The 17,896-nt window shown below is 61.0% G+C and carries 16 protein-coding genes; 4 read left to right on the top strand and 12 right to left on the bottom strand.

What is annotated here, in order from left to right:
* The first annotated feature begins 117 nt into the window (after nucleotides 1–117).
* A complete protein-coding gene (locus JOE34_RS05285; RefSeq protein WP_010408659.1) occupies nucleotides 118–735 on the top strand; it encodes a hypothetical protein in 618 nt (205 codons plus the stop codon).
* A gap of 15 nt (nucleotides 736–750) precedes the next feature.
* Here JOE34_RS05285 and JOE34_RS05280 read toward each other — a convergent pair whose 3' ends face one another.
* Nucleotides 751–1,668 (bottom strand): AraC family transcriptional regulator, encoded by a 918-nt coding sequence (locus JOE34_RS05280; RefSeq protein ID WP_010408662.1) that lies wholly within the window; start codon nucleotides 1,666–1,668, stop codon nucleotides 751–753.
* A 234-nt stretch (nucleotides 1,669–1,902) separates the two neighbouring features.
* On the opposite strand from JOE34_RS05280, the gene JOE34_RS05275 reads away from it, so the two are divergent.
* Complete coding sequence (locus JOE34_RS05275) at nucleotides 1,903–2,637, top strand: SDR family oxidoreductase (protein WP_209995166.1); 735 nt, start codon at nucleotides 1,903–1,905, stop codon at nucleotides 2,635–2,637.
* Nucleotides 2,638–2,650: 13 nt separating this feature from the next.
* On the opposite strand, the gene JOE34_RS05270 is transcribed toward JOE34_RS05275, so the two are convergent.
* Entirely contained in the window at nucleotides 2,651–3,193 is a 543-nt protein-coding gene (locus tag JOE34_RS05270; protein ID WP_003313963.1) for a GNAT family N-acetyltransferase, read from the bottom strand.
* Nucleotides 3,194–3,371: 178 nt separating this feature from the next.
* Between JOE34_RS05270 and JOE34_RS05265 the strand changes: the two genes are divergently transcribed.
* Nucleotides 3,372–4,865, top strand: coding sequence for a YifB family Mg chelatase-like AAA ATPase (locus JOE34_RS05265; protein ID WP_003413980.1), 1,494 nt, complete (start codon nucleotides 3,372–3,374; stop codon nucleotides 4,863–4,865).
* Nucleotides 4,866–4,934: 69 nt separating this feature from the next.
* Here JOE34_RS05265 and JOE34_RS05260 read toward each other — a convergent pair whose 3' ends face one another.
* The 7 genes from JOE34_RS05260 to exbB form a co-directional block, all read right to left on the bottom strand.
* The gene (locus tag JOE34_RS05260) at nucleotides 4,935–6,242 is read right to left on the bottom strand and encodes a CitMHS family transporter (RefSeq protein WP_003313973.1); all 1,308 of its coding nucleotides are present in this window, start codon (nucleotides 6,240–6,242) and stop codon (nucleotides 4,935–4,937) included.
* Between the two features lie 470 nt (nucleotides 6,243–6,712).
* Nucleotides 6,713–8,110, bottom strand: coding sequence for an aminoacyl-tRNA deacylase and HDOD domain-containing protein (locus tag JOE34_RS05255; protein ID WP_003425915.1), 1,398 nt, complete (start codon nucleotides 8,108–8,110; stop codon nucleotides 6,713–6,715).
* Nucleotides 8,111–8,196: 86 nt separating this feature from the next.
* Nucleotides 8,197–10,272, bottom strand: a complete 2,076-nt coding sequence (recG, locus tag JOE34_RS05250) for an ATP-dependent DNA helicase RecG (protein ID WP_003425918.1) — start codon at nucleotides 10,270–10,272, stop codon at nucleotides 8,197–8,199.
* Between the two features lie 11 nt (nucleotides 10,273–10,283).
* A complete protein-coding gene (locus JOE34_RS05245; RefSeq protein ID WP_002551493.1) occupies nucleotides 10,284–11,207 on the bottom strand; it encodes a hydrogen peroxide-inducible genes activator in 924 nt (307 codons plus the stop codon).
* A gap of 92 nt (nucleotides 11,208–11,299) precedes the next feature.
* On the bottom strand, nucleotides 11,300–12,046 hold the full coding sequence (locus JOE34_RS05240) for an energy transducer TonB (RefSeq protein WP_003313979.1): 747 nt from the start codon (nucleotides 12,044–12,046) through the stop codon (nucleotides 11,300–11,302).
* Nucleotides 12,043–12,468 (bottom strand): TonB system transport protein ExbD, encoded by a 426-nt coding sequence (gene exbD, locus JOE34_RS05235; protein WP_002551495.1) that lies wholly within the window; start codon nucleotides 12,466–12,468, stop codon nucleotides 12,043–12,045. The genes JOE34_RS05240 and exbD overlap by 4 nt, the downstream gene beginning before the upstream one ends.
* Nucleotides 12,469–12,471: 3 nt before the next feature.
* Nucleotides 12,472–13,425 (bottom strand): tonB-system energizer ExbB, encoded by a 954-nt coding sequence (gene exbB, locus JOE34_RS05230; RefSeq protein ID WP_003392612.1) that lies wholly within the window; start codon nucleotides 13,423–13,425, stop codon nucleotides 12,472–12,474.
* Nucleotides 13,426–13,634: 209 nt separating this feature from the next.
* On the opposite strand from exbB, the gene JOE34_RS05225 reads away from it, so the two are divergent.
* Entirely contained in the window at nucleotides 13,635–14,483 is an 849-nt protein-coding gene (locus JOE34_RS05225) for an SDR family oxidoreductase (RefSeq protein ID WP_003425920.1), read from the top strand.
* A gap of 52 nt (nucleotides 14,484–14,535) precedes the next feature.
* Here JOE34_RS05225 and JOE34_RS05220 read toward each other — a convergent pair whose 3' ends face one another.
* Genes JOE34_RS05220 through spoT form a run of 3 tightly spaced genes read right to left on the bottom strand, consistent with a single transcriptional unit; the run spans nucleotide 14,536 to nucleotide 17,838 of the window.
* Entirely contained in the window at nucleotides 14,536–15,273 is a 738-nt protein-coding gene (locus JOE34_RS05220) for a lipoprotein (RefSeq protein WP_003313983.1), read from the bottom strand.
* 54 nt (nucleotides 15,274–15,327) lie between these two features.
* A complete protein-coding gene (locus JOE34_RS05215) occupies nucleotides 15,328–15,708 on the bottom strand; it encodes a RidA family protein (RefSeq protein WP_003313984.1) in 381 nt (126 codons plus the stop codon).
* A gap of 24 nt (nucleotides 15,709–15,732) precedes the next feature.
* A complete protein-coding gene (gene spoT / locus JOE34_RS05210) occupies nucleotides 15,733–17,838 on the bottom strand; it encodes a bifunctional GTP diphosphokinase/guanosine-3',5'-bis pyrophosphate 3'-pyrophosphohydrolase (protein WP_003313985.1) in 2,106 nt (701 codons plus the stop codon).
* Nucleotides 17,839–17,896 lie beyond the last annotated feature (58 nt).

Genomic DNA, 17,896 nt, shown 5'->3' with positions numbered 1-17,896 from the left:
ATGAATCGCTCCGGACTTCAGTGATACAGTTGCGCGCCGAAATACGCTAACGTCTCGGCGCGCCAGTCATGGACTGGCCACTCCTCCCGGCTATTCGAACGTTCTATGGATGGAAGCATGACTGACAAACGTCCCCTTACTCACTGCTCGCTGGCCGCAACCTTGTGGTTGTGTGTCGGCACGTCGGTTTTCGCTCAGGACACGGCACTGCATTCCGGCAAGTACGAGCAGTTGATGCTGGCCGTAACGCCCGAGCATCAGGTCGAGGGTTATTACTCGGAGACGCGCGGCGAGGCATTCAGCTGTGCGTTCTATCTGCAAGGCAAGGTCGAGGCCGGGAAGGGCGCAGCGGTGTCGTCCTGGCTTGATGACGTCTACCCAGGAACACTAAAGGCCTCGGCTGATGGCGTGGTGCTGACGATCGAGCAAGGCCGGCAGCACCCCGGCTGCATGAACGTGATGGCGCCGGACATCGCCACCGGCATGGATCTGACCCGGACCGCCAGCAAGCAGTGGGTCGGTCTGGTGACCGTCACGGCGGACAAGGCCTGGCTGCAAAAAACACCGAATGCCAAAGCCACCCGAGGCGCCTATATCGTCAAGGATGACGTTGTCGGGGTTCTGGCATTCAAGGATGGCGCGGCTCAGGTCGAGTTCATCAATGCCGATGATCGCTCGTTTACCGGGTGGATCAGTCAGGACCAATATGCGCGGTTGGCCGCGCCCGGTCGCTGATATCAGACGGGGAGGTCAGCCAATCTGCCGCACTCGGCTGAGATCTGTCGAGGGCGGGCAGCCAAACTGGCGGCTGTACTCCCTGCTGAACTGCGAAGGGCTTTCATAGCCGACGCGATAGCAGGCGCTGGAGGCGTCCAGGCCTTCATTGATGATCAGTCGTCGAGCCTCTTGCAGGCGCAGCTTTTTCTGGTACTGCAACGGGCTCATGGCGGTCAGCGCCTTGAATCGGTGGTGCAGCGTCGAATTGCCGAGGTTGGCCAGACGCGCCAGCTCGTCGATGCGCAGCGGCTCGGTGTAATGACTGTTCAGCCAGTCGACCGCCCGCGTAACGCGATGCGTCTGCGAATCCCCAACCGCGATTTCGTAGAGTCGCCGCCCATTGTTGCCGCGTAGCAGCCGGTAGTAGAGCTCCCGAAGTGCAAGGGGCGCGAGCATGCCGATGTCGCGAGGCGTGTCGAGCAGGCGCACCAGCCTCAACACCGTCTCCAGCAATGGCTGATCCATTGGCTCAAGAAACAGGCCCCGCTGCGGCTCGTCCGGAACGCCGTTCAATGGCGCTTCCGCAATGAGCTGGGCAATGTGCGCAGGCTCGAAATCCAGACGAATGCACAGATAGGGCGCCTCGCCACTCGCTTCCAGCACGCGCCCGGCGACCGGCACAGTCACCGCGACGATCAGGTACTTGAGCGGGCCGTACACATATTGCTCATCGCCCAGCGCAACCTCCTTGCGACCTTGAACGATCACGCAAAGGGCTGGCCGATGCAGCGCATGAATCAGCTCGGACGGTGCATCGCAGCGGATAACGTGCAGCGGCGCAATAGCGGTTTCATAAACACCGGGTGCCGCAAAGCGCTGCGTCAGCAACTGGATGATTTCAGCCCGGCAAACATTGGTGCCCGGAGCGCTCGCAGCATTGTGTGTATCCATGAATAACCCCGTCCCAAGTCAGTGTTGCTGCACGCCTTTCCTTTGCATCGAACGCCATCATAGCGGCCATTGTGCAGCGATTCAGCGTAAGGCAGACCCACAGACAGGAATAGGCAAGTGTCGCGCAGGTATCGGCATGCGCACAGTGATGAGCGACTCGTAGCATGGCCATCGCAATCAGTTTGAGCCGCGCGCTGAAACTGAGCCAACGATGACTCACGAGGAAAGCCAGTCATGTCGAACATTCAAGGCAAGGTTGTACTGATCACAGGTGCCAGCAGCGGCATTGGCGAAGCTGCCGCCCGACTCATCGCCGCCAAGGGCGCACACGTGGTGCTGGGCGCTCGGCGCATCGAGCGTCTGGAGATGCTGGCGGCAGACATCGAAGCGCAGGGCGGCTCGGCACGCTTCCGTGCGCTGGACGTGACCGATGCGCTCGACATGCAAGCCTTTGCCGACTTCGCCAAACACGCGTTTGGCAAGATCGACGTGATCATCAACAACGCCGGCATCATGCCCCTGTCGCCGCTCGCCGCGCTGAAAATCGCAGAGTGGAACCAGATGCTCGACGTCAACGTGCGCGGCGTACTGCACGGCATCGCCGCCGTGCTGCCGAGCATGCAATCGCAAGGGCACGGTCAGATCATCAACATCTCGTCCATCGGCGGCTTAGCCGTTTCCCCAACCGCCGCGGTGTACTGCGCCACCAAATTCGCTGTTCGCGCCATCTCCGACGGCCTTCGGCAGGAAACCGACAAAATCCGCGTCACCGTCGTCTGCCCCGGCGTGGTCGAATCAGAACTGGCCGACTCGATTTCCGACGAGACCGCGCGCGAGGCGATGAAAGCGTTTCGAAAGGTTGCGTTGGAGCCGGATGCGATCGCACGTGCGCTTGTTTACGCGATCGAGCAGCCGGATGGGGTGGATGTGAGCGAGATTGTGGTGCGGCCTACGGGGAGTGCCTATTGAGGGGCAGGCCTGACTAAGGTGAGCAGGGCACCGTTGAGGGCGGTGTCGTGATGAGCTGTTCAAGTTTGATCTCGACCAACCTGGCATTGCCTCGTTCGATCGTCTTGGTTTCGATAGGCTCTTTTGCGAACCCTCGTTGATGGTAGAAATCGATGGCAGGGGCATTGCTCTCCAGCACCCAGACGACAACTCTGGTGTGGCCAGCGGATTGAAAGAGAGGCATCACATGGTCGAACAGCTCTCGCCCAATGCCTTGGCGTGTGTGCGCTGGGCTGACATAGATGGCCTGTACTTCCGCGACGCCGCGGTCTTCGGGATGTTCCCTGTCAGCCCCCGTGGCCATCCAGCCCAAGACCCGATCTAACCTGTCGACTTTGACGTACAGGTCCGATTCGCCCGAAGCGATCTCCTTGGTCCAATGGGACAGCCTCGCCTCAAGCGTTATCCGATTGATATAGGCAGAGGGAATGATGCCCTCATAGGCACTTCTCCATGACTCCAGATGAATCGTCGCTATTTGCAGCGAGTCCTCGGGAAGGGCAAGGCGGATGCTCATATCAATGCTCCTGCTTGGTTTGTTTCAGCATTTAAAGCAATGTTTATGGCATTTCTACGCAACCAAAATATATATCCGTCGTTCTCGCCTCACTCACACCCTGTATCCATTCCCCCCTCACCCCCACCCCGCAAATAAAGCACGATACCCGCCCATCGCTCATATCAAGGAATGATCCATGTCGCTGGCTATCGTCCATAGTCGTGCCCAGGTCGGGGTGGAAGCCCCGGCGGTTACTGTTGAAGCGCATCTGGCCAACGGCCTGCCGGCCCTGACGCTGGTGGGGTTGCCGGAGGGGGCGGTCAAGGAGAGCAAGGACCGGGTGCGCAGTGCCATTCTCAATTCCGGGCTGGATTTTCCGGCGCGGCGGATCACGCTCAACCTTGCGCCGGCTGATTTGCCCAAGGATGGCGGGCGGTTCGATCTGGCGATTGCGCTGGGTTTGCTGGCCGCCAGCGGGCAGGTGCCGTTGGTGGCGTTGCAGGACGTTGAATGCTTGGGCGAGTTGGCGTTGTCGGGGGCGATTCGGCCGATTCAGGGTGTGCTGCCTGCTGCGCTGGCGGCGCGTGCGGCGGAGCGGACGCTGATCATCCCGGCGGTGAACGCGGAGGAAGCGTGCCTGGCGTCGGGGCTGCGGGTGATTGCGGTGAGCCACTTGCTGGAGCTGGTCGCGCATTTCAACGGGCGCACGGTGATTGCGCCGTATCAGTCCAGTGGTCTGCTGCATCAGCCCAAGCCGTATCCGGATTTAAGCGAAGTGCAGGGTCAGACGGCGGCAAAGCGTGCGCTGGTAATCGCCGCTGCCGGTGCGCATAACCTGCTGTTCAGCGGGCCGCCCGGCACTGGCAAGACGCTGCTCGCCAGTCGCCTGCCGGGTTTGTTGCCGCCGCTGGACGAGCATGAAGCGCTGGAGGTAGCGGCGATTCAGTCGGTTGCCAGCCAGGTGCCGCTGACCAGTTGGCCGCAGCGGCCGTTTCGCCAGCCGCATCACTCGGCGTCCGGGCCTGCGTTGGTGGGCGGTGGCAGTCGTCCGCAACCTGGCGAGATCACGTTGGCGCATCACGGCGTTCTATTCCTTGATGAGCTGCCGGAGTTTGATCGCCGCGTGCTGGAGGTTTTGCGTGAGCCGCTGGAGTCCGGGCATATCGTGATTTCCCGGGCGCGGGATCGCGTGCGCTTTCCGGCGCGGTTCCAGTTGGTGGCGGCGATGAACCCGTGTCCCTGTGGCTATCTCGGTGAGCCGACCGGGCGCTGCCGCTGTTCCACCGAGCAGGTGCAGCGCTATCGCAACAAGTTGTCCGGACCGCTGCTGGACCGGATCGACCTGCACCTGACCGTCGCTCGCGAAGCCACCGCCCTCAACCCTGACCCGACCACCAGTGAAAACACCGCCAGCGCCGCAGCCGTGGTCGCTGAGGCGAGAGACCGTCAGCAACGTCGTCAGGGCTGTGCGAATGCGTTTCTCGATCTGCCGGGGCTGCGCGAGTACTGCGCGCTGTCCAGTGTCGATGAAAGCTGGCTGGAGACAGCGTGTGAGCGTTTGACCCTCTCATTACGCTCGGCGCATCGATTGCTGAAAGTGGCGCGAACCCTGGCGGATCTGGAGCAGGTGGACGCGATCAACCGCAGTCATCTGGCCGAGGCCTTGCAGTATCGGCCTTCAACCAATTGATGGCCGCAAACGCAAAAACTCGCCGTCAACGATCAAGTCGACGGCGAGTCCTGGGACAGCTAAAGACGCTTACATGCTGCTATAGAACGGGAAGATCCCCATCAGCAGCGCGGCAACCAGGATGCACATGCACACCAGAATCGCCCATTTCAGGGTGAAGCGCTGGTGGTCGCCGAACTCGATACCGGCCAGTGCCACCAGCAGGTAGGTCGAAGGCACCAACGGGCTGAGCAGGTGGACCGGCTGACCGACGATCGAAGCGCGGGCCATTTCCACCGGGCTGATGCCGTAGTGGGCAGCGGCTTCGGACAGCACAGGCAGTACGCCGTAGTAGAACGCGTCGTTGGACATGAAGAAGGTGAACGGCATGCTCACCAGCGCGGTGATCACGGCGAGGTACGGGCCCAGCGCATCCGGGATCACTGCCAGCAGGCTTTTCGACATCGCGTCGACCATGCCGGTGCCGGACAGGATGCCGGTGAAGATACCCGCGGCGAAGATCAGGCCGACCACCGCCAGTACGCTACCGGCGTGGGCCGAGACGCGGTCCTTCTGGTCCTGCAGGTTCGGGTAGTTGATGATCATTGCGATACTGAACGCGATCATGAACAGGACCGGCAGGGGCAGCAGGCCCATGATCAGGGCGACCATCAGCGTCAGGGTCAGGGCAGCGTTGAACCAGATAAGTTTTGGACGACGCGCGTCGGGGAATTGCGAGACGCTGATTTCGCTGTGGTCGACTTCATCACCCTGCAGGTGCAGTTCACCCAGACGGGCACGTTCGCGTTTGCCGTAGAAGTAGGCAATCGCCAGGATCGCGATCACACCTGCCAGCATGGCCGGGATCATCGGTACGAAGATGTCGGAGGCATCGACGTGCAGGGCGCTGGCCGCACGAGCGGTCGGGCCGCCCCAGGGCGTCATGTTCATCACGCCGCCGGCCAGAATGATCAGGCCGGCCATGATGCGCGGGCTCATGCCGATGCGGCTGTACAGCGGCAGCATGGCGGCAACGCAGATCATGTAGGTGGTCGCGCCGTCACCATCGAGGGACACCACCAGCGCAAGTACGGCGGTGCCGACCGAAATGCGCATCGGGTCGCCCTTGACCATTTTCAGGATCTTGCGCACGGCCGGGTCGAACAGACCGGAGTCGATCATCAGCGCAAAGTACAGAATGGCGAACATCAGCATCACGCCGGTCGGCGCCAGCTTGGTGATACCTGCCAGCATCATCGGGCCGATCTGCGACGCGAAGCCACCGAACAGGGCGAAGATGATCGGGACCAGGATCAAGGCGATCAGCGCAGTCAGGCGCTTGCTCATGATCAGGTACATGAACGCAATAACCATGGCAAAGCCAAGGAAAGTCAGCATGGGAATACTCCAGACGTAATACGGCTACAGAACGTGAAATGAACGAGTCAGCTCAGCAGATCGGTACGTGGAGTGGGGGCGCAAGGAGAGTGTGGAGCGAGAAGTCAGGAAGCATCGGAGTCACCATTATTGTTGTTAATTGGGCCTGAAACACCGCGGAGTCCGTTCCTGGCTAACCGGTCTTTTTGCCGGAAGTGGGCTGATGCTAATTGGCCAAGCTTTCACCGACCTTTCATTCGGCAGTTGCGGGAATTTTATTGTCGCTGGGGTTGTGGGCATGAACAGGAGGGGCGCGGATGAGCGAGATACACCCGGGTGGCTGCCATTGCGGCGAGCTGTGTTACCAACCGGCTTCCATGGCTACGCCTGGATGAGCACCTGCCGGAGTCTGAGAGCGAGCCTTTTTGAGGTTCGGGGGAGTAGTGCCTGAGCCAGAGCCGTCGGCACTATTCGCATACTAGATCCGCAGATTACTTGCTGAACTGCGACGCCAGTTCGCGCAGCAGCACTTCGGCCTCGAGCACTTTTTTCACTGATTCGTTGGCTTTGTCGCGCGTCAGTCCCAGGCGGTCGAACAGTTCGTCCGGGATGTCCTGCTCGGGACCGGAGCCGATACCGTTGGCTCGCAGCAGGCGCACTGCCAGATACACCAGGTTGGCATAGACGTGATGCTCACCCTTGTAGTGCGGGTCGTGCTGGAAACGCAATGCGATGGAGAGCTCATCCGGCATGTCCCAATAGCGCATCAGCCACGCACCGATCTGCTCGCGGCTGATACCCAGCAGATGCTGCTCGATAAAGCTGTGGTGCAAATGCGGGTTAACTTCCAGTTGCCGGCAAATCAGGGTGAAGTGCGGTGGAAACACGTGCGCCAGCAGCAGGTAACCGAAGTTATGCAGCAAGCCGGCGAGGTAGCTCAGACCACCCTCCGGCCGGCTGGCGCGCGGAATGGCGCGGGTCAGGCCTTCGATGACAGCAGCGGTGTAGATGGATTGCTGCCAGTACGGCGTGGTCTGTTGTGGCTGATCCTTGGGCAGGCTCAGGGTTTTGCCCAGTGCGAGGCCCAGTGCCAGATTGATCACCAGATCGAAGCCCAGTACGCGGACGATTGCGTCTTCGACCGAACGAATCTTGCCGGTCGACGCGTAATACGGCGAAGCGGCCCAGCTGACGACCTGAGCGGCCAGCGCAGGATCGGTTTCGACGACGCCGGTGATGTCGTCGATAGTCGCATCGGGGTCGACACGCAGTTTGATGATTTTCTGCGCAGTGCCGGCCAGCGGCGGAATCTCCAGAGTCGCCTCCAGACGCTGCTGGATGCGGCGCGCCGTAAAGGCATGCATGGCCTGGGTGATTTCTGCAGGATCGTCGTCAGGACGATCGAGGTTCGGCCGGATCGTCGCCACCGGTTGACCAAAGTGCGCGGCGCTGGCCTTGCTCAGCATGCCCTTGAAGTCGTCGCTGCTGATTTCCAGCAGGACACCAGGCTCGCCCGAACCCACCAACAGGGTTGGCTCCTGAAGCAGGCGCTCGTCGTAAAGGCACGGTGAGCTGGTCAGCGCCGGGAGACCTGGCAGTACGCGCAGGTTGTGCTTGGTGAGCATGCGCGCCAGCCGCTCGTGCGGTACGGCGGTCAGTTTGCGACCGGTCAGCTCGGTGATGCGAGAGAGGTCGAGCAACTGGCTTTGCGGGAACAGGATAAGCAATGCACCGACAGCGTCCTCGACCAGCACAGCCTGCACCTTGCGCGCTGGAGGGAGGTTTTTTTCGTCCACGACTTCGTTGTAGCTGATAGCCAATTTTTCAAGCAACTGCCGGATTACCGACGGCGCATGGTGCGGATCATTGACGTGGGCGACTTCTGTCATGAGCTATGTCCAAATTCCTACATTTTCTGAAGTATAACCACGTTATTCGATTTGGGTCGCACGCGGTTTGCAAAGCATAGTCTGCATCACACCTGGCCATACTGCTGGCCATGACGCAGCCACCTGTCGAGCAGCGGGCTGACGTGTTGCGGCCAGCGCTCCAACAGCGCCTGAGCCGCGTCGCGTACGGCCGGTAGCAGGTCTGCGTCGCGCATCAGGTCGGCGACCTTGAACTGCAGAAGGCCCGTTTGTCGGGTACCTAGCATTTCGCCAGGGCCGCGCAGTTCGAGGTCTTTTTCGGCGATGACGAAACCGTCGTTGGTTTCGCGCATGATGCCCAGCCGCTGCCGTCCGATTTGTGAAAGCGGCGGATGGTAGAGCAGCACACAATGACTCACCGCGCTGCCGCGCCCGACGCGGCCGCGCAACTGGTGCAATTGCGCCAGGCCGAGGCGCTCGGGGTTCTCGATGATCATCAGGCTGGAGTTCGGCACGTCGACACCGACTTCGATGACCGTCGTTGCCACCAGCAATTGCAGCGCACCTTGCTTGAACTCGGCCATGATCGCGGCTTTTTCTGCGGGTTTCATGCGCCCGTGAATCAGCCCGACGCGCACATCACCCAACGCGCTGCTCAATTCTTCGTACGTGGTTTCAGCGGCCTTGCAGGTCAGCTCTTCGGATTCTTCGATCAGCGTGCACACCCAGTAGGCCTGGCGACCTTCTGCGCAGGCGGCGCGCACACGTTCCACGACTTCAAGGCGGCGACTGTCGGCAACCAGCACGGTATTGACCGGCGTCCTGCCCGGCGGCAGTTCGTCGAGGATCGAAGTATCCAGGTCGGCGTAGGCACTCATGGCCAGCGTGCGCGGGATCGGTGTGGCGGTCATGATCAATTGATGCGGGCACATCAGGCCACCAACGCCCTTTTTACGCAGCGCCAGGCGTTGCTGCACGCCGAACCGGTGCTGCTCGTCGATGATCACCAGCGCCAGGTTCTTGAACTGCACTTCGTCCTGAAACAGCGCATGGGTGCCGACCACCATGGGTGTGCCGCCGGCGATCTGCTCCAGAGACGCGACGCGCGCCTTGCCTTTGAGCTTGCCCGCCAGCCATGCCACACCCACGCCCAAGGGCTCAAGCCAGCGCTGGAAGTTGATGTAGTGCTGCTCGGCGAGAATCTCGGTGGGCGCCATCAGCGCCACTTGATAACCCGCTTCCAGTGCCTGCAATGCAGCCAGCGCAGCAACCACGGTCTTGCCCGACCCTACGTCGCCCTGAATCAGCCGCAGCATCGGCTCAGGCTGACTCAGGTCATAGGCGACTTCCTTGCCGACACGCTGCTGCGCGCCGGTGGGGGCAAAGCCGAGGTTGGCGAGAAACTGTTTCGGCAGTTTTTTCGCAACGGGCAATGCCGGTGCGCGCTGTGACCGCAGGCTTTCACGCAGGCGTTGCTGGGAAAGCTGGTGAGTCAGCAGTTCTTCGAAAGCCAGTCGGTGCTGCGCCCAGTGATGCCCGAGGGCCAGCTCCTCCACGTCGGCATCGGCCGGCGGGTGATGCAGGTAACGGATCGCATCATCCAGCGGGGCCAACTGATAATCTCGGGCCAGCTCTTCAGGCAGCCAGTCCGGCAGACTTTTGGGGCCGAGCATGGCCAGGCTTTGCTGGCACAGCTGGCGCAGACGCTGTTGGGTCAGGCCTTCGGTCGTCGGGTAGATCGGCGTGAGGGTCTGTTCGACGGGCGCGGGCTCATCACCGGTAATCGCCCGATATTCCGGGTGATAGATTTCCAGTCCGGAAGCACCGGGACGCGCTTCGCCGAAGCAACGCAGGTGCGTGCCACGCTTCATGCTTTCTTTCTGGGCGTTGCTGAAATGGTAGAAGCGCAGACTGACGACGCCGGTGCCATCGCCCAGCCGGACTAGCAGGCTGCGGCGCTTGCCCATCACCACATCGGCACCGCTGACCACGCCTTCGATGACGGCATCCTGACCAGGACGCAACGCACCGATCGGTACGATGCGCGTGCGGTCCTGATAACGCAGCGGCAGATGGAACAGCACATCCTGCAGGGTTTCCAGGCCGACCTTGGCCAGCTTTTCTGCCATCGCTTCACCGACACCCTTGAGCGCCGTGACCGAGACCCTGGAAAGCTCGCTCATTTCTGTTCTGCCTAGCTAGCGACTGTTTTCGGACGTGCCACCGAGCACAGACGTGCAGAGTCAGCGAGGATTTCGATGGCTTTGGGTCTCGGGAAGCTTGCACGCCAGGCGATGGCGACCGTGCGGAAAGGCACGGGCGGCGTCAGCGGGCGGACTTCGATCACGCCGGGCGCGTAGTGGTGGCTGTCGACTGCCGACAGCGGCAGGATCGAAATGCCCAACCCGGAGGCGACCATGTGCCGAATGGTTTCCAGCGAGCTGGACTCTACTGTCGTGTGCTTGGCGCCTTCGTTGCCTTTGCCCAGCGTCGGGCAGGCTTCCAGGACCTGATCACGGAAGCAGTGACCTTCGCCCAGCAATAGCAGGCTCTTGTCGTTGAGCGCCGAGGCATCGATGGTCTCTTTCTGAGTCCAGGGATGGTCGGCCGGCATCAGGACAGAGAACGGTTCGTCGTAAAGCGGCAGGGTCAGCACGTCGGCTTCGTTGAACGGCAAGGCAATGATGACGGCATCCAGCTCACCGTTACGCAGCTTGTCGCGCAGCACATGCGTGAAGTTTTCTTCGATGTACAACGGCATCTGTGGGGCGACCCGGTGCAGTTGCGGGATCAGGTGAGGAAACAGGTAAGGACCGACGGTGTAGATCGCGCCGACTTTCAGCGGGGCGGTCAGCTGGTTCTTGCCGGCCTGGGCCAGTTCGCGAATACCCTGGGCCTGCTCAAGCACTTTCTGCGCCTGTGCAACGATGCCTTCACCAACCGGTGTCAGGCGCACAGCGCTCTTGCTGCGCTCGAAAATGAGCACGCCGAGTTCGTCTTCGAGTTTTTTGACACCCACCGACAGCGTTGGCTGGCTGACATGGCAGCGTTCCGCCGCATGGCCAAAGTGCTGCTCCTGGGCGAGCGTAACGATGTAGCGCAATTCTGTAAGAGTCATAACGTGCGTCCATGAAGTTGCGACCCCAGCATAGCGGGTGCAATCGATAGACGCACGTTATCAGAAGTACTTATGAGTAACAAAAGTACAATTCAACGTTTATCCAGCGAATAAACGAACGGTGCGAGGATTTCAATGGTGCCGTTGTTGAGGATTTCCTTAGGCGGCTTGGGCAATGGCTGAGCGCGACGGATCATTTCCATGGTCGCTCGATCCAGCGCCGAGCTGCCTGAACTGTTGGCAATCGAGTAGGACAGCACGTTGCCGTCAGCGTCCACCACGAAGCGCAAACGAGCAACACCCTGCATGCCACGACGGCGTGCATCCTCAGGGTACTTCTTGTACTTGCTCAGATGACCGAGCAAATCACCCTGCCAGTTCGGCAATGCGTTGCTGGGTGGCGAAGGTGCAGGAGCAGGCTTGGGAGCCACCGGCTTTGCCGGTTGCGCCGTGGTCGGCGGTGTATCGACCGGCTTTTCGTCGGCAGGCTTTTCCTTGGGCGGCTCAGGCTTCTTCTGCGGCTTTGGCGGCTGCGGTTTGGGCTTGGGCTTCTCGACCTTCTTGGGCACCACGATTTCCGGCTTCGGCGCCTGCACGACTTCCGGCACCGGTGTCGGCTCCTCCGGGGCTGGCGGCGGAGGCGGCTGAACGACCTTGGGCGGTGGTGGCGGAGCGGGTTCGGGCACTGGCGCAAGTTCGACCATCATGGCGGCCGGTGGCAATTCGACAGGCTGCGGGGCAGGCCAGCGAACGGCAACAATGATTGCGATGGCGTGCACGGCCAGCACCAACAACAGACTACCGCTATAGCGCGTCAGTTTTTGGCGCGTACTGATCATTTCTTACCAGCCGTCTCAAGACCCACCAGACCGACCTTCAGGTAACCCGCACCCCGAAGCGTGTTCATGACCTCCATCAGATCGCCGTAATCCACGCCCTTGTCGGCCTGGAAGAAGATCGTGGTGTCTTTCTTGCCCTTGGTGCGGGCGTCCAGCACCTGGCCGATCTGCTCGCGGGCAACCTTCTCTTCGCCCAGGTACAGGCTCTTGTCGGTTTTCACGCTTAGAAAGATCGGCTTCTCGGGTCTGGGCTGCGGTGTGGCGGTAGACGCTGGCAGATCGACTTTGATGTCTACGGTCGCCAGCGGCGCAGCCACCATGAAGATGATCAGCAGCACCAGCATGACGTCGATGAACGGCGTCACGTTGATTTCATGGTTCTCGGCGAGATCGTCGCCGCCTTCGTTAAGATGCAGGCCCACGTGTTAGCCCACCTTGACCATGTGCGGTTGTTGTTGATTGCGCTCGGACGGCTCTGGCAGATGATCCAGATCGCGGCTGACCAGCAGCAGGACGTGTGCCGAGGCATCGGACACCTGAGCCTTGTAACCGGCGATGGAGCGGGCGAAGACGTTGTAGATCACCACCGCGGGGATCGCCGCGACCAGGCCCAGCGCCGTGGCCAGAAGGGCTTCGGCGATGCCGGGGGCGACCACGGCGAGGTTGGTGGTCTGGGTCTTGGCGATGCCGATGAAGCTGTTCATGATGCCCCATACCGTACCGAACAGACCTACGAACGGCGCAGTCGAACCGATGGTCGCCAGCACGCCGGTGCCCATGCTCATGTTGCGGCCACAGGCGGCGACCAGACGCTCGAGGCGGAAGCTGACACGCTCCTTGATCCCTTCACGCTCGCGGCTGTTGGCCGACAGACGCATCTCTTCGAGGGCGTCGTGCACCAACAAGTGGGCGAGGGTGCCTTCCGTGCTGGCGGTGGCGCTGGCTTCAGACAGGGAGCGGGCTTTTTTCAGGTTGGCAATTTCGCCGCGCAACCGGCGCTTGGCACCCAGCAACTCGAAACCCTTGGAGATCCAGATGGTCCACGTAATGATCGAGGCGATGGCCAGACCGATCATGACCGCTTTGACCACCACGTCGGCATTCTGATACATGCCCCACGGCGACAGGTCATGCGCCATGCCCAGGCTGTTGTCTTCGGCGGCGGGTTCCATGGCCTGCACCGGGGCTGCTGCGTCAGGTGCGGCAGGTGCCGTTGCCGCAGGTGCGGTGGAGGTCGCAGGGGCCGCGGTCGGAGCCGATTGATCCGCGAGTGCCATGGGGACGAACATCAGGCTCAAGACAAGGGCTGCGATACTGCGCCATGCACGAGGCAGGCGAGGCATCTGGGTAGGCGAAGCGATTGATTGAATGCGTTTCATGCTGGCCGGACCTGAGAGGAAAAAAGGGGATGGTTCCAGTGCGTCGCGTGGTGCTGTCGACGCTCACGGGGAACGAATGGGCCGCCATTATTGCAAATCGTTCTTGTTAACAAAAGTAATACAGTATCTTTTTTACATATTCGCCCGAACGCTTGCCTGTCGATGAGCGTTTTTAACGATACTGACACCGCCTTTTCTGGAGATACCGAATGACCGCTCCTTCGCTTCTGATCGCCGGCTGTGGCGACATTGGTTCGCGACTTGCTACCCGCCTGCTGCCTCACGGCTGGACCGTGCATGGGCTGCGGCGCACTGTTTCCGAGCTTCCTGCCGGTGTTCACGGTGTGGCGGGCGATCTGTTCAAGACGCCCAAACCTGCCCAGTGGCCTGATGCGGCACTGGACTATGTGGTGTATTGCGCGACCCCCTCGCAGCGTGACGAAGCGGGTTACCGGATGGCTTACGTCGAGGGCCTGCGTAATGTGTTGAGCTGGCTCGAGCAGACCGGGCAGCGGCCAAAGCGCTTGATCTTCGTTTCAAGCAGCGGTGTTTACGGTCAGCAGAACGGGGAGTGGGTGGATGAAACCTCCGCCACCGAGCCCGGCAACTACACCGGCACGGTGATGCTGGAAGCCGAGCAGGTCGCGCTGAACAGCGGGTTTCCGGCCACGGCGGTAAGACTGACCGGTATTTACGGCCCAGGTCGCAGTGACTTGTCGAACCGCGTCCGTCAGGGACACAGCGTGAGGATCGATCCGCCGGTCTATGCCAATCGCATTCATGCCGACGATGCGGCCGGTCTGCTGGAGCACGTGCTGCTGGCGGATCAACGCGGCGTTGCGCTGGAGAGTTGCTACCTGGGCGTCGACGACGATCCGGCCGCGCTGGCCGATGTGGTGGCGTGGATCCGTGAGTATCTGGGGGTGACTGAATGGTCGGAGGAGGTCAGCGTGCAGCGCGTGGGCAGCAAGCGTTGCAGTAATGCCAGGGCGCGGGCATTAGGATGGTCGCCGATTTACCCTGACTATAAAGCAGGTTATGCGGCTTTGCTGGGCTAAAACAGCGGTCGATCAGGAGCGCTGTGAAGGGCGCTCCTGATGCCGGAATCGCTTACTGCTGTTCGAGTAACCAGCGACGTGGGCCGGGACGCAGCTCGGGCATCTGGTCCGCGCCGGCGTTGTTCACAGCCTGGAATATCTCCAGCTGCTTGCCTTTGCGGGCGAAAATCCACGGGTTGCCTTTCTCGGCTTTCTCCAGCCACATGCTGTCGTATTCGCCGCTCATGGCTGCACAATCACCTGCCAGGCAGAGCGCGTAGCGATCGTTTTCCGGAAGCCCCTGCACACTGCCATCAGGCATGAATTGCACAGTGCTGCCCTGACCGTCACCCTCGACGACCGTCCACTTGCCGCCCATGTAGGCGCCATACAGGGCTTTCTCGAAGCTGCTGCCTGGCTGAGCGCCGTCCGGGGCCGGATCTTCGGGCTTCTGGAAGTGCTGTTCAGGGCCTGACTCGCTGGCCGCCTGGACCAGTTCGTCACCCTTGACGCTCAGGTCTTCGAAGAAGTTGCCATAGAAGTCGACGTGCAGCTTGCCTTCGGCAGCGCTGACAATCTTGCCTTCGCCCAGCTCGAAGCCATTGGAGTAAATGGCCTGGTTGGCCTTGGAGTTGATTTTCCACTCCAGGTTGGGACCATTGGCGAGCAGGGCCTGACGCAAGTTGCCTTGCTTGACGGCGGCGTCGATGGCGGTCTGGTTGATCCACGTGCCGTCCGGATTGCGGTCGGCGTGGCTGGCGCAGCCGCCTAGAATGACGGCGAGCAGCGAGATGGCGAGCGCGGAGCGCATAACGGATTCCTTCCTTCAGGGAGAACGGAGCGCAAGGCACGCTCCGTCGGGGATTTATTCGATGACGAGAATCGCGTCCATTTCAACCTGTGCGCCACGCGGCAAGGCCGCAACGCCGATAGCTGCGCGGGCCGGATAAGGCTGAGTGAAGTAGGCGCTCATCAGCTCGTTGACCTTGGCGAAGTGGCCCAGATCGGTCAGAAAGATGTTCAGTTTGACGATGTCCTTGAAAGATCCGCCCGCTGCTTCGGCAACCGACTTGAGGTTTTCGAAAACCTGAGTGATCTGGGCTTCGATGCCCTCGACCAGTTCCATGGTGCTCGGGTCCAACGGGATCTGTCCGGACATGTAGACGGTATTGCCAGCTTTGATGGCCTGTGAGTAAGGGCCGATGGCCGCAGGGGCTTTATCGCTGGTGATGACAGTCTTGGTCATGAGAACTCCTGATAATGGGATGGCCTACGCGCGCATCCGGGTGATGCGTGTGACACCGGTCAGGGCGCGCAGTTTCTTGATCACACGAGCCAGGTGCACGCGATCGTGCACGCTGACCACCAGTTGGACCACGCTGATGCGACCATCGCGTTCGTCCATGCTGATTTTTTCGATATTGCCGTCCGCCGCGTTGACGCTGCTGGCCAACAGCGCGATCAGACCGCGCTGATGCTCGAGTTCGACACGCAGCTCGACGTTGAATTCGCCCGTCACGTCCTTGGCCCAGGACAGCTGGATGCATTTTTCCGGGTTGTGGCGGATTTCGCTGATGTTGCGGCAGTTGTCCAGGTGCACAACCATGCCCTTGCCTGCAGACAGGTGGCCGACAATCGGGTCGCCCGGGATTGGTGTACAGCATTTGGCGTAGCTGAGCACCAGACCTTCGGTGCCACGAATCGCCAGCGGGCCTTCAGGGCTTGGCAACTGATCGCCTTCGCCCAGCAGGCGGCGGGCAACGACATAAGCCATGCGATTACCCAAGCCGATGTCTTCGAGCAGGTCTTCCAGCACTTCGACCCGATATTCGTTGAGCACCAGTTGAATGCGCTCCTGACCGATCTTGTCGAGGTTGCATTCAAAGCCGTTGAGCACCTTGTTCAGCAGGCGCTCGCCCAGATTGATCGACTCGGAGCGGCGTTGCAGCTTGAGCGCGTGACGAATGTGGGTGCGCGCCTTGCCCGTGACGACGAAGTTCAGCCAGGCCGGATTCGGACGTGCGCCGGGTGCGCTGACAATCTCGACGGTCGAGCCACTTTGCAGCGGTTCGGAAAGCGGCGCCAGTCGGCGGTTGATCCGGCAGGCAATGCAGCTGTTGCCGACATCGGTGTGTACCGCGTAGGCGAAATCCACCGCTGTGGAGCCTTTGGGCAGCTCCATGATTCGGCCTTTGGGCGTGAAAACGTAAACCTCGTCCGGGAACAGATCGATCTTGACGCTTTCGATGAATTCCAGGGAGTTGCCAGCACGCTGCTGCATTTCCAGCACGCCCTTGACCCACTGTCGGGCTCGGGCGTGAGTGCCCTTGGGCTGCTCGTCGTCGCTGGACTTGTACAGCCAGTGCGCCGCGATGCCGTTGTTGGCCATTTCTTCCATTTCGCGGGTGCGAATCTGGATCTCGATAGGCACGCCATGCATACCGAACAAGGTGGTATGCAGGGACTGATAGCCGTTGGCCTTCGGGATCGCGATGTAATCCTTGAAGCGACCGGGCAGTGGCTTGTACAAATTATGTACAGCGCCGAGCACGCGATAGCAGGTGTCGACCTTGTCGACGATGATGCGGAACGCGTAGACATCCATGATCTCGTTGAAGGCGCGACGCTTGCCGCGCATCTTCTTGTAGATGCCATACAGATGTTTCTGCCGCCCACTGACGTCGCCTTCGATGCCATCGACGGCCAGGCAATGACTCAGGGACTCTTCGATCTTGTTGACCAGTTCCTTGCGATTGCCCCTGGCGCGCTTGACCGCCTGGTTGATTCGCGAGGAGCGCATCGGGTACATCGCCTTGAAGCCCAGGTCCTCGAATTCGATGCGCACACTGTGCATGCCCAGCCGATTGGCGATGGGCGCATAGATTTCGAGGGTTTCCTTGGCGATGCGCCGGCGCTTTTCGCCGGACAGGACTTCCAGCGTGCGCATGTTGTGCAGGCGATCGGCGAGCTTGACCAGAATGACGCGAATGTCGCGCGCCATGGCCATGGCCATTTTCTGGAAGTTTTCCGCCTGGGCTTCGGCCTTGGTCTCGAAATTCATCTGGGTCAGTTTGCTGACCCCGTCGACCAGTTCCGCGACAGTCTCGCCAAATTGGGCGCTGAGCGCTTCCTTGGCAATCCCGGTGTCTTCGATGACGTCATGCAGCATCGCAGCCATCAGGCTCTGATGGTCCATGTGCATGTCGGCAAGAATGTTCGCCACCGCAAGAGGATGGGTGACGTAGGCTTCACCGCTGCGACGGCGTTGGCCATCGTGGGCTTGTTCGGCGTAGAAATACGCTCGGCGGACCAGATTGACCTGGTCCTTGCCGAGGTAGGCCGACAGTCTGTCGGCGAGGGCGTCTATGCTCGGCAAGGCGCTACCCCTTGCCAATGGCTTTTACCCTGCGCCGTACTACGTCGACCTGGCATAG

The organism is Pseudomonas sp. PvP028, from assembly GCF_017832255.1.
GTDB classification, from domain to species: Bacteria; Pseudomonadota; Gammaproteobacteria; order Pseudomonadales; family Pseudomonadaceae; genus Aquipseudomonas; species Aquipseudomonas syringae.
This window is presented reverse-complemented; position numbering and strand designations above follow the sequence as displayed.

Excerpts from the sequence above, each read along its gene's own strand:
- JOE34_RS05220 (WP_003313983.1), bottom strand. The coding sequence starts at position 15,273 with ATGCGCTCCGCGCTCGCCATCTCGCTGCTCGCCGTCATTCTAGGCGGC.
- JOE34_RS05265 (WP_003413980.1), top strand. The coding sequence starts at position 3,372 with ATGTCGCTGGCTATCGTCCATAGTCGTGCCCAGGTCGGGGTGGAAGCC.
- JOE34_RS05255 (WP_003425915.1), bottom strand. The coding sequence starts at position 8,110 with ATGACAGAAGTCGCCCACGTCAATGATCCGCACCATGCGCCGTCGGTA.
- JOE34_RS05240 (WP_003313979.1), bottom strand. The coding sequence starts at position 12,046 with ATGATCAGTACGCGCCAAAAACTGACGCGCTATAGCGGTAGTCTGTTG.
- JOE34_RS05285 (WP_010408659.1), top strand. The coding sequence starts at position 118 with ATGACTGACAAACGTCCCCTTACTCACTGCTCGCTGGCCGCAACCTTG.
- JOE34_RS05280 (WP_010408662.1), bottom strand. The coding sequence starts at position 1,668 with ATGGATACACACAATGCTGCGAGCGCTCCGGGCACCAATGTTTGCCGG.
- JOE34_RS05260 (WP_003313973.1), bottom strand. The coding sequence starts at position 6,242 with ATGCTGACTTTCCTTGGCTTTGCCATGGTTATTGCGTTCATGTACCTG.
- JOE34_RS05225 (WP_003425920.1), top strand. The coding sequence starts at position 13,635 with ATGACCGCTCCTTCGCTTCTGATCGCCGGCTGTGGCGACATTGGTTCG.
- JOE34_RS05245 (WP_002551493.1), bottom strand. The coding sequence starts at position 11,207 with ATGACTCTTACAGAATTGCGCTACATCGTTACGCTCGCCCAGGAGCAG.
- JOE34_RS05275 (WP_209995166.1), top strand. The coding sequence starts at position 1,903 with ATGTCGAACATTCAAGGCAAGGTTGTACTGATCACAGGTGCCAGCAGC.
- recG (WP_003425918.1), bottom strand. The coding sequence starts at position 10,272 with ATGAGCGAGCTTTCCAGGGTCTCGGTCACGGCGCTCAAGGGTGTCGGT.
- exbB (WP_003392612.1), bottom strand. The coding sequence starts at position 13,425 with ATGAAACGCATTCAATCAATCGCTTCGCCTACCCAGATGCCTCGCCTG.
- JOE34_RS05270 (WP_003313963.1), bottom strand. The coding sequence starts at position 3,193 with ATGAGCATCCGCCTTGCCCTTCCCGAGGACTCGCTGCAAATAGCGACG.
- JOE34_RS05215 (WP_003313984.1), bottom strand. The coding sequence starts at position 15,708 with ATGACCAAGACTGTCATCACCAGCGATAAAGCCCCTGCGGCCATCGGC.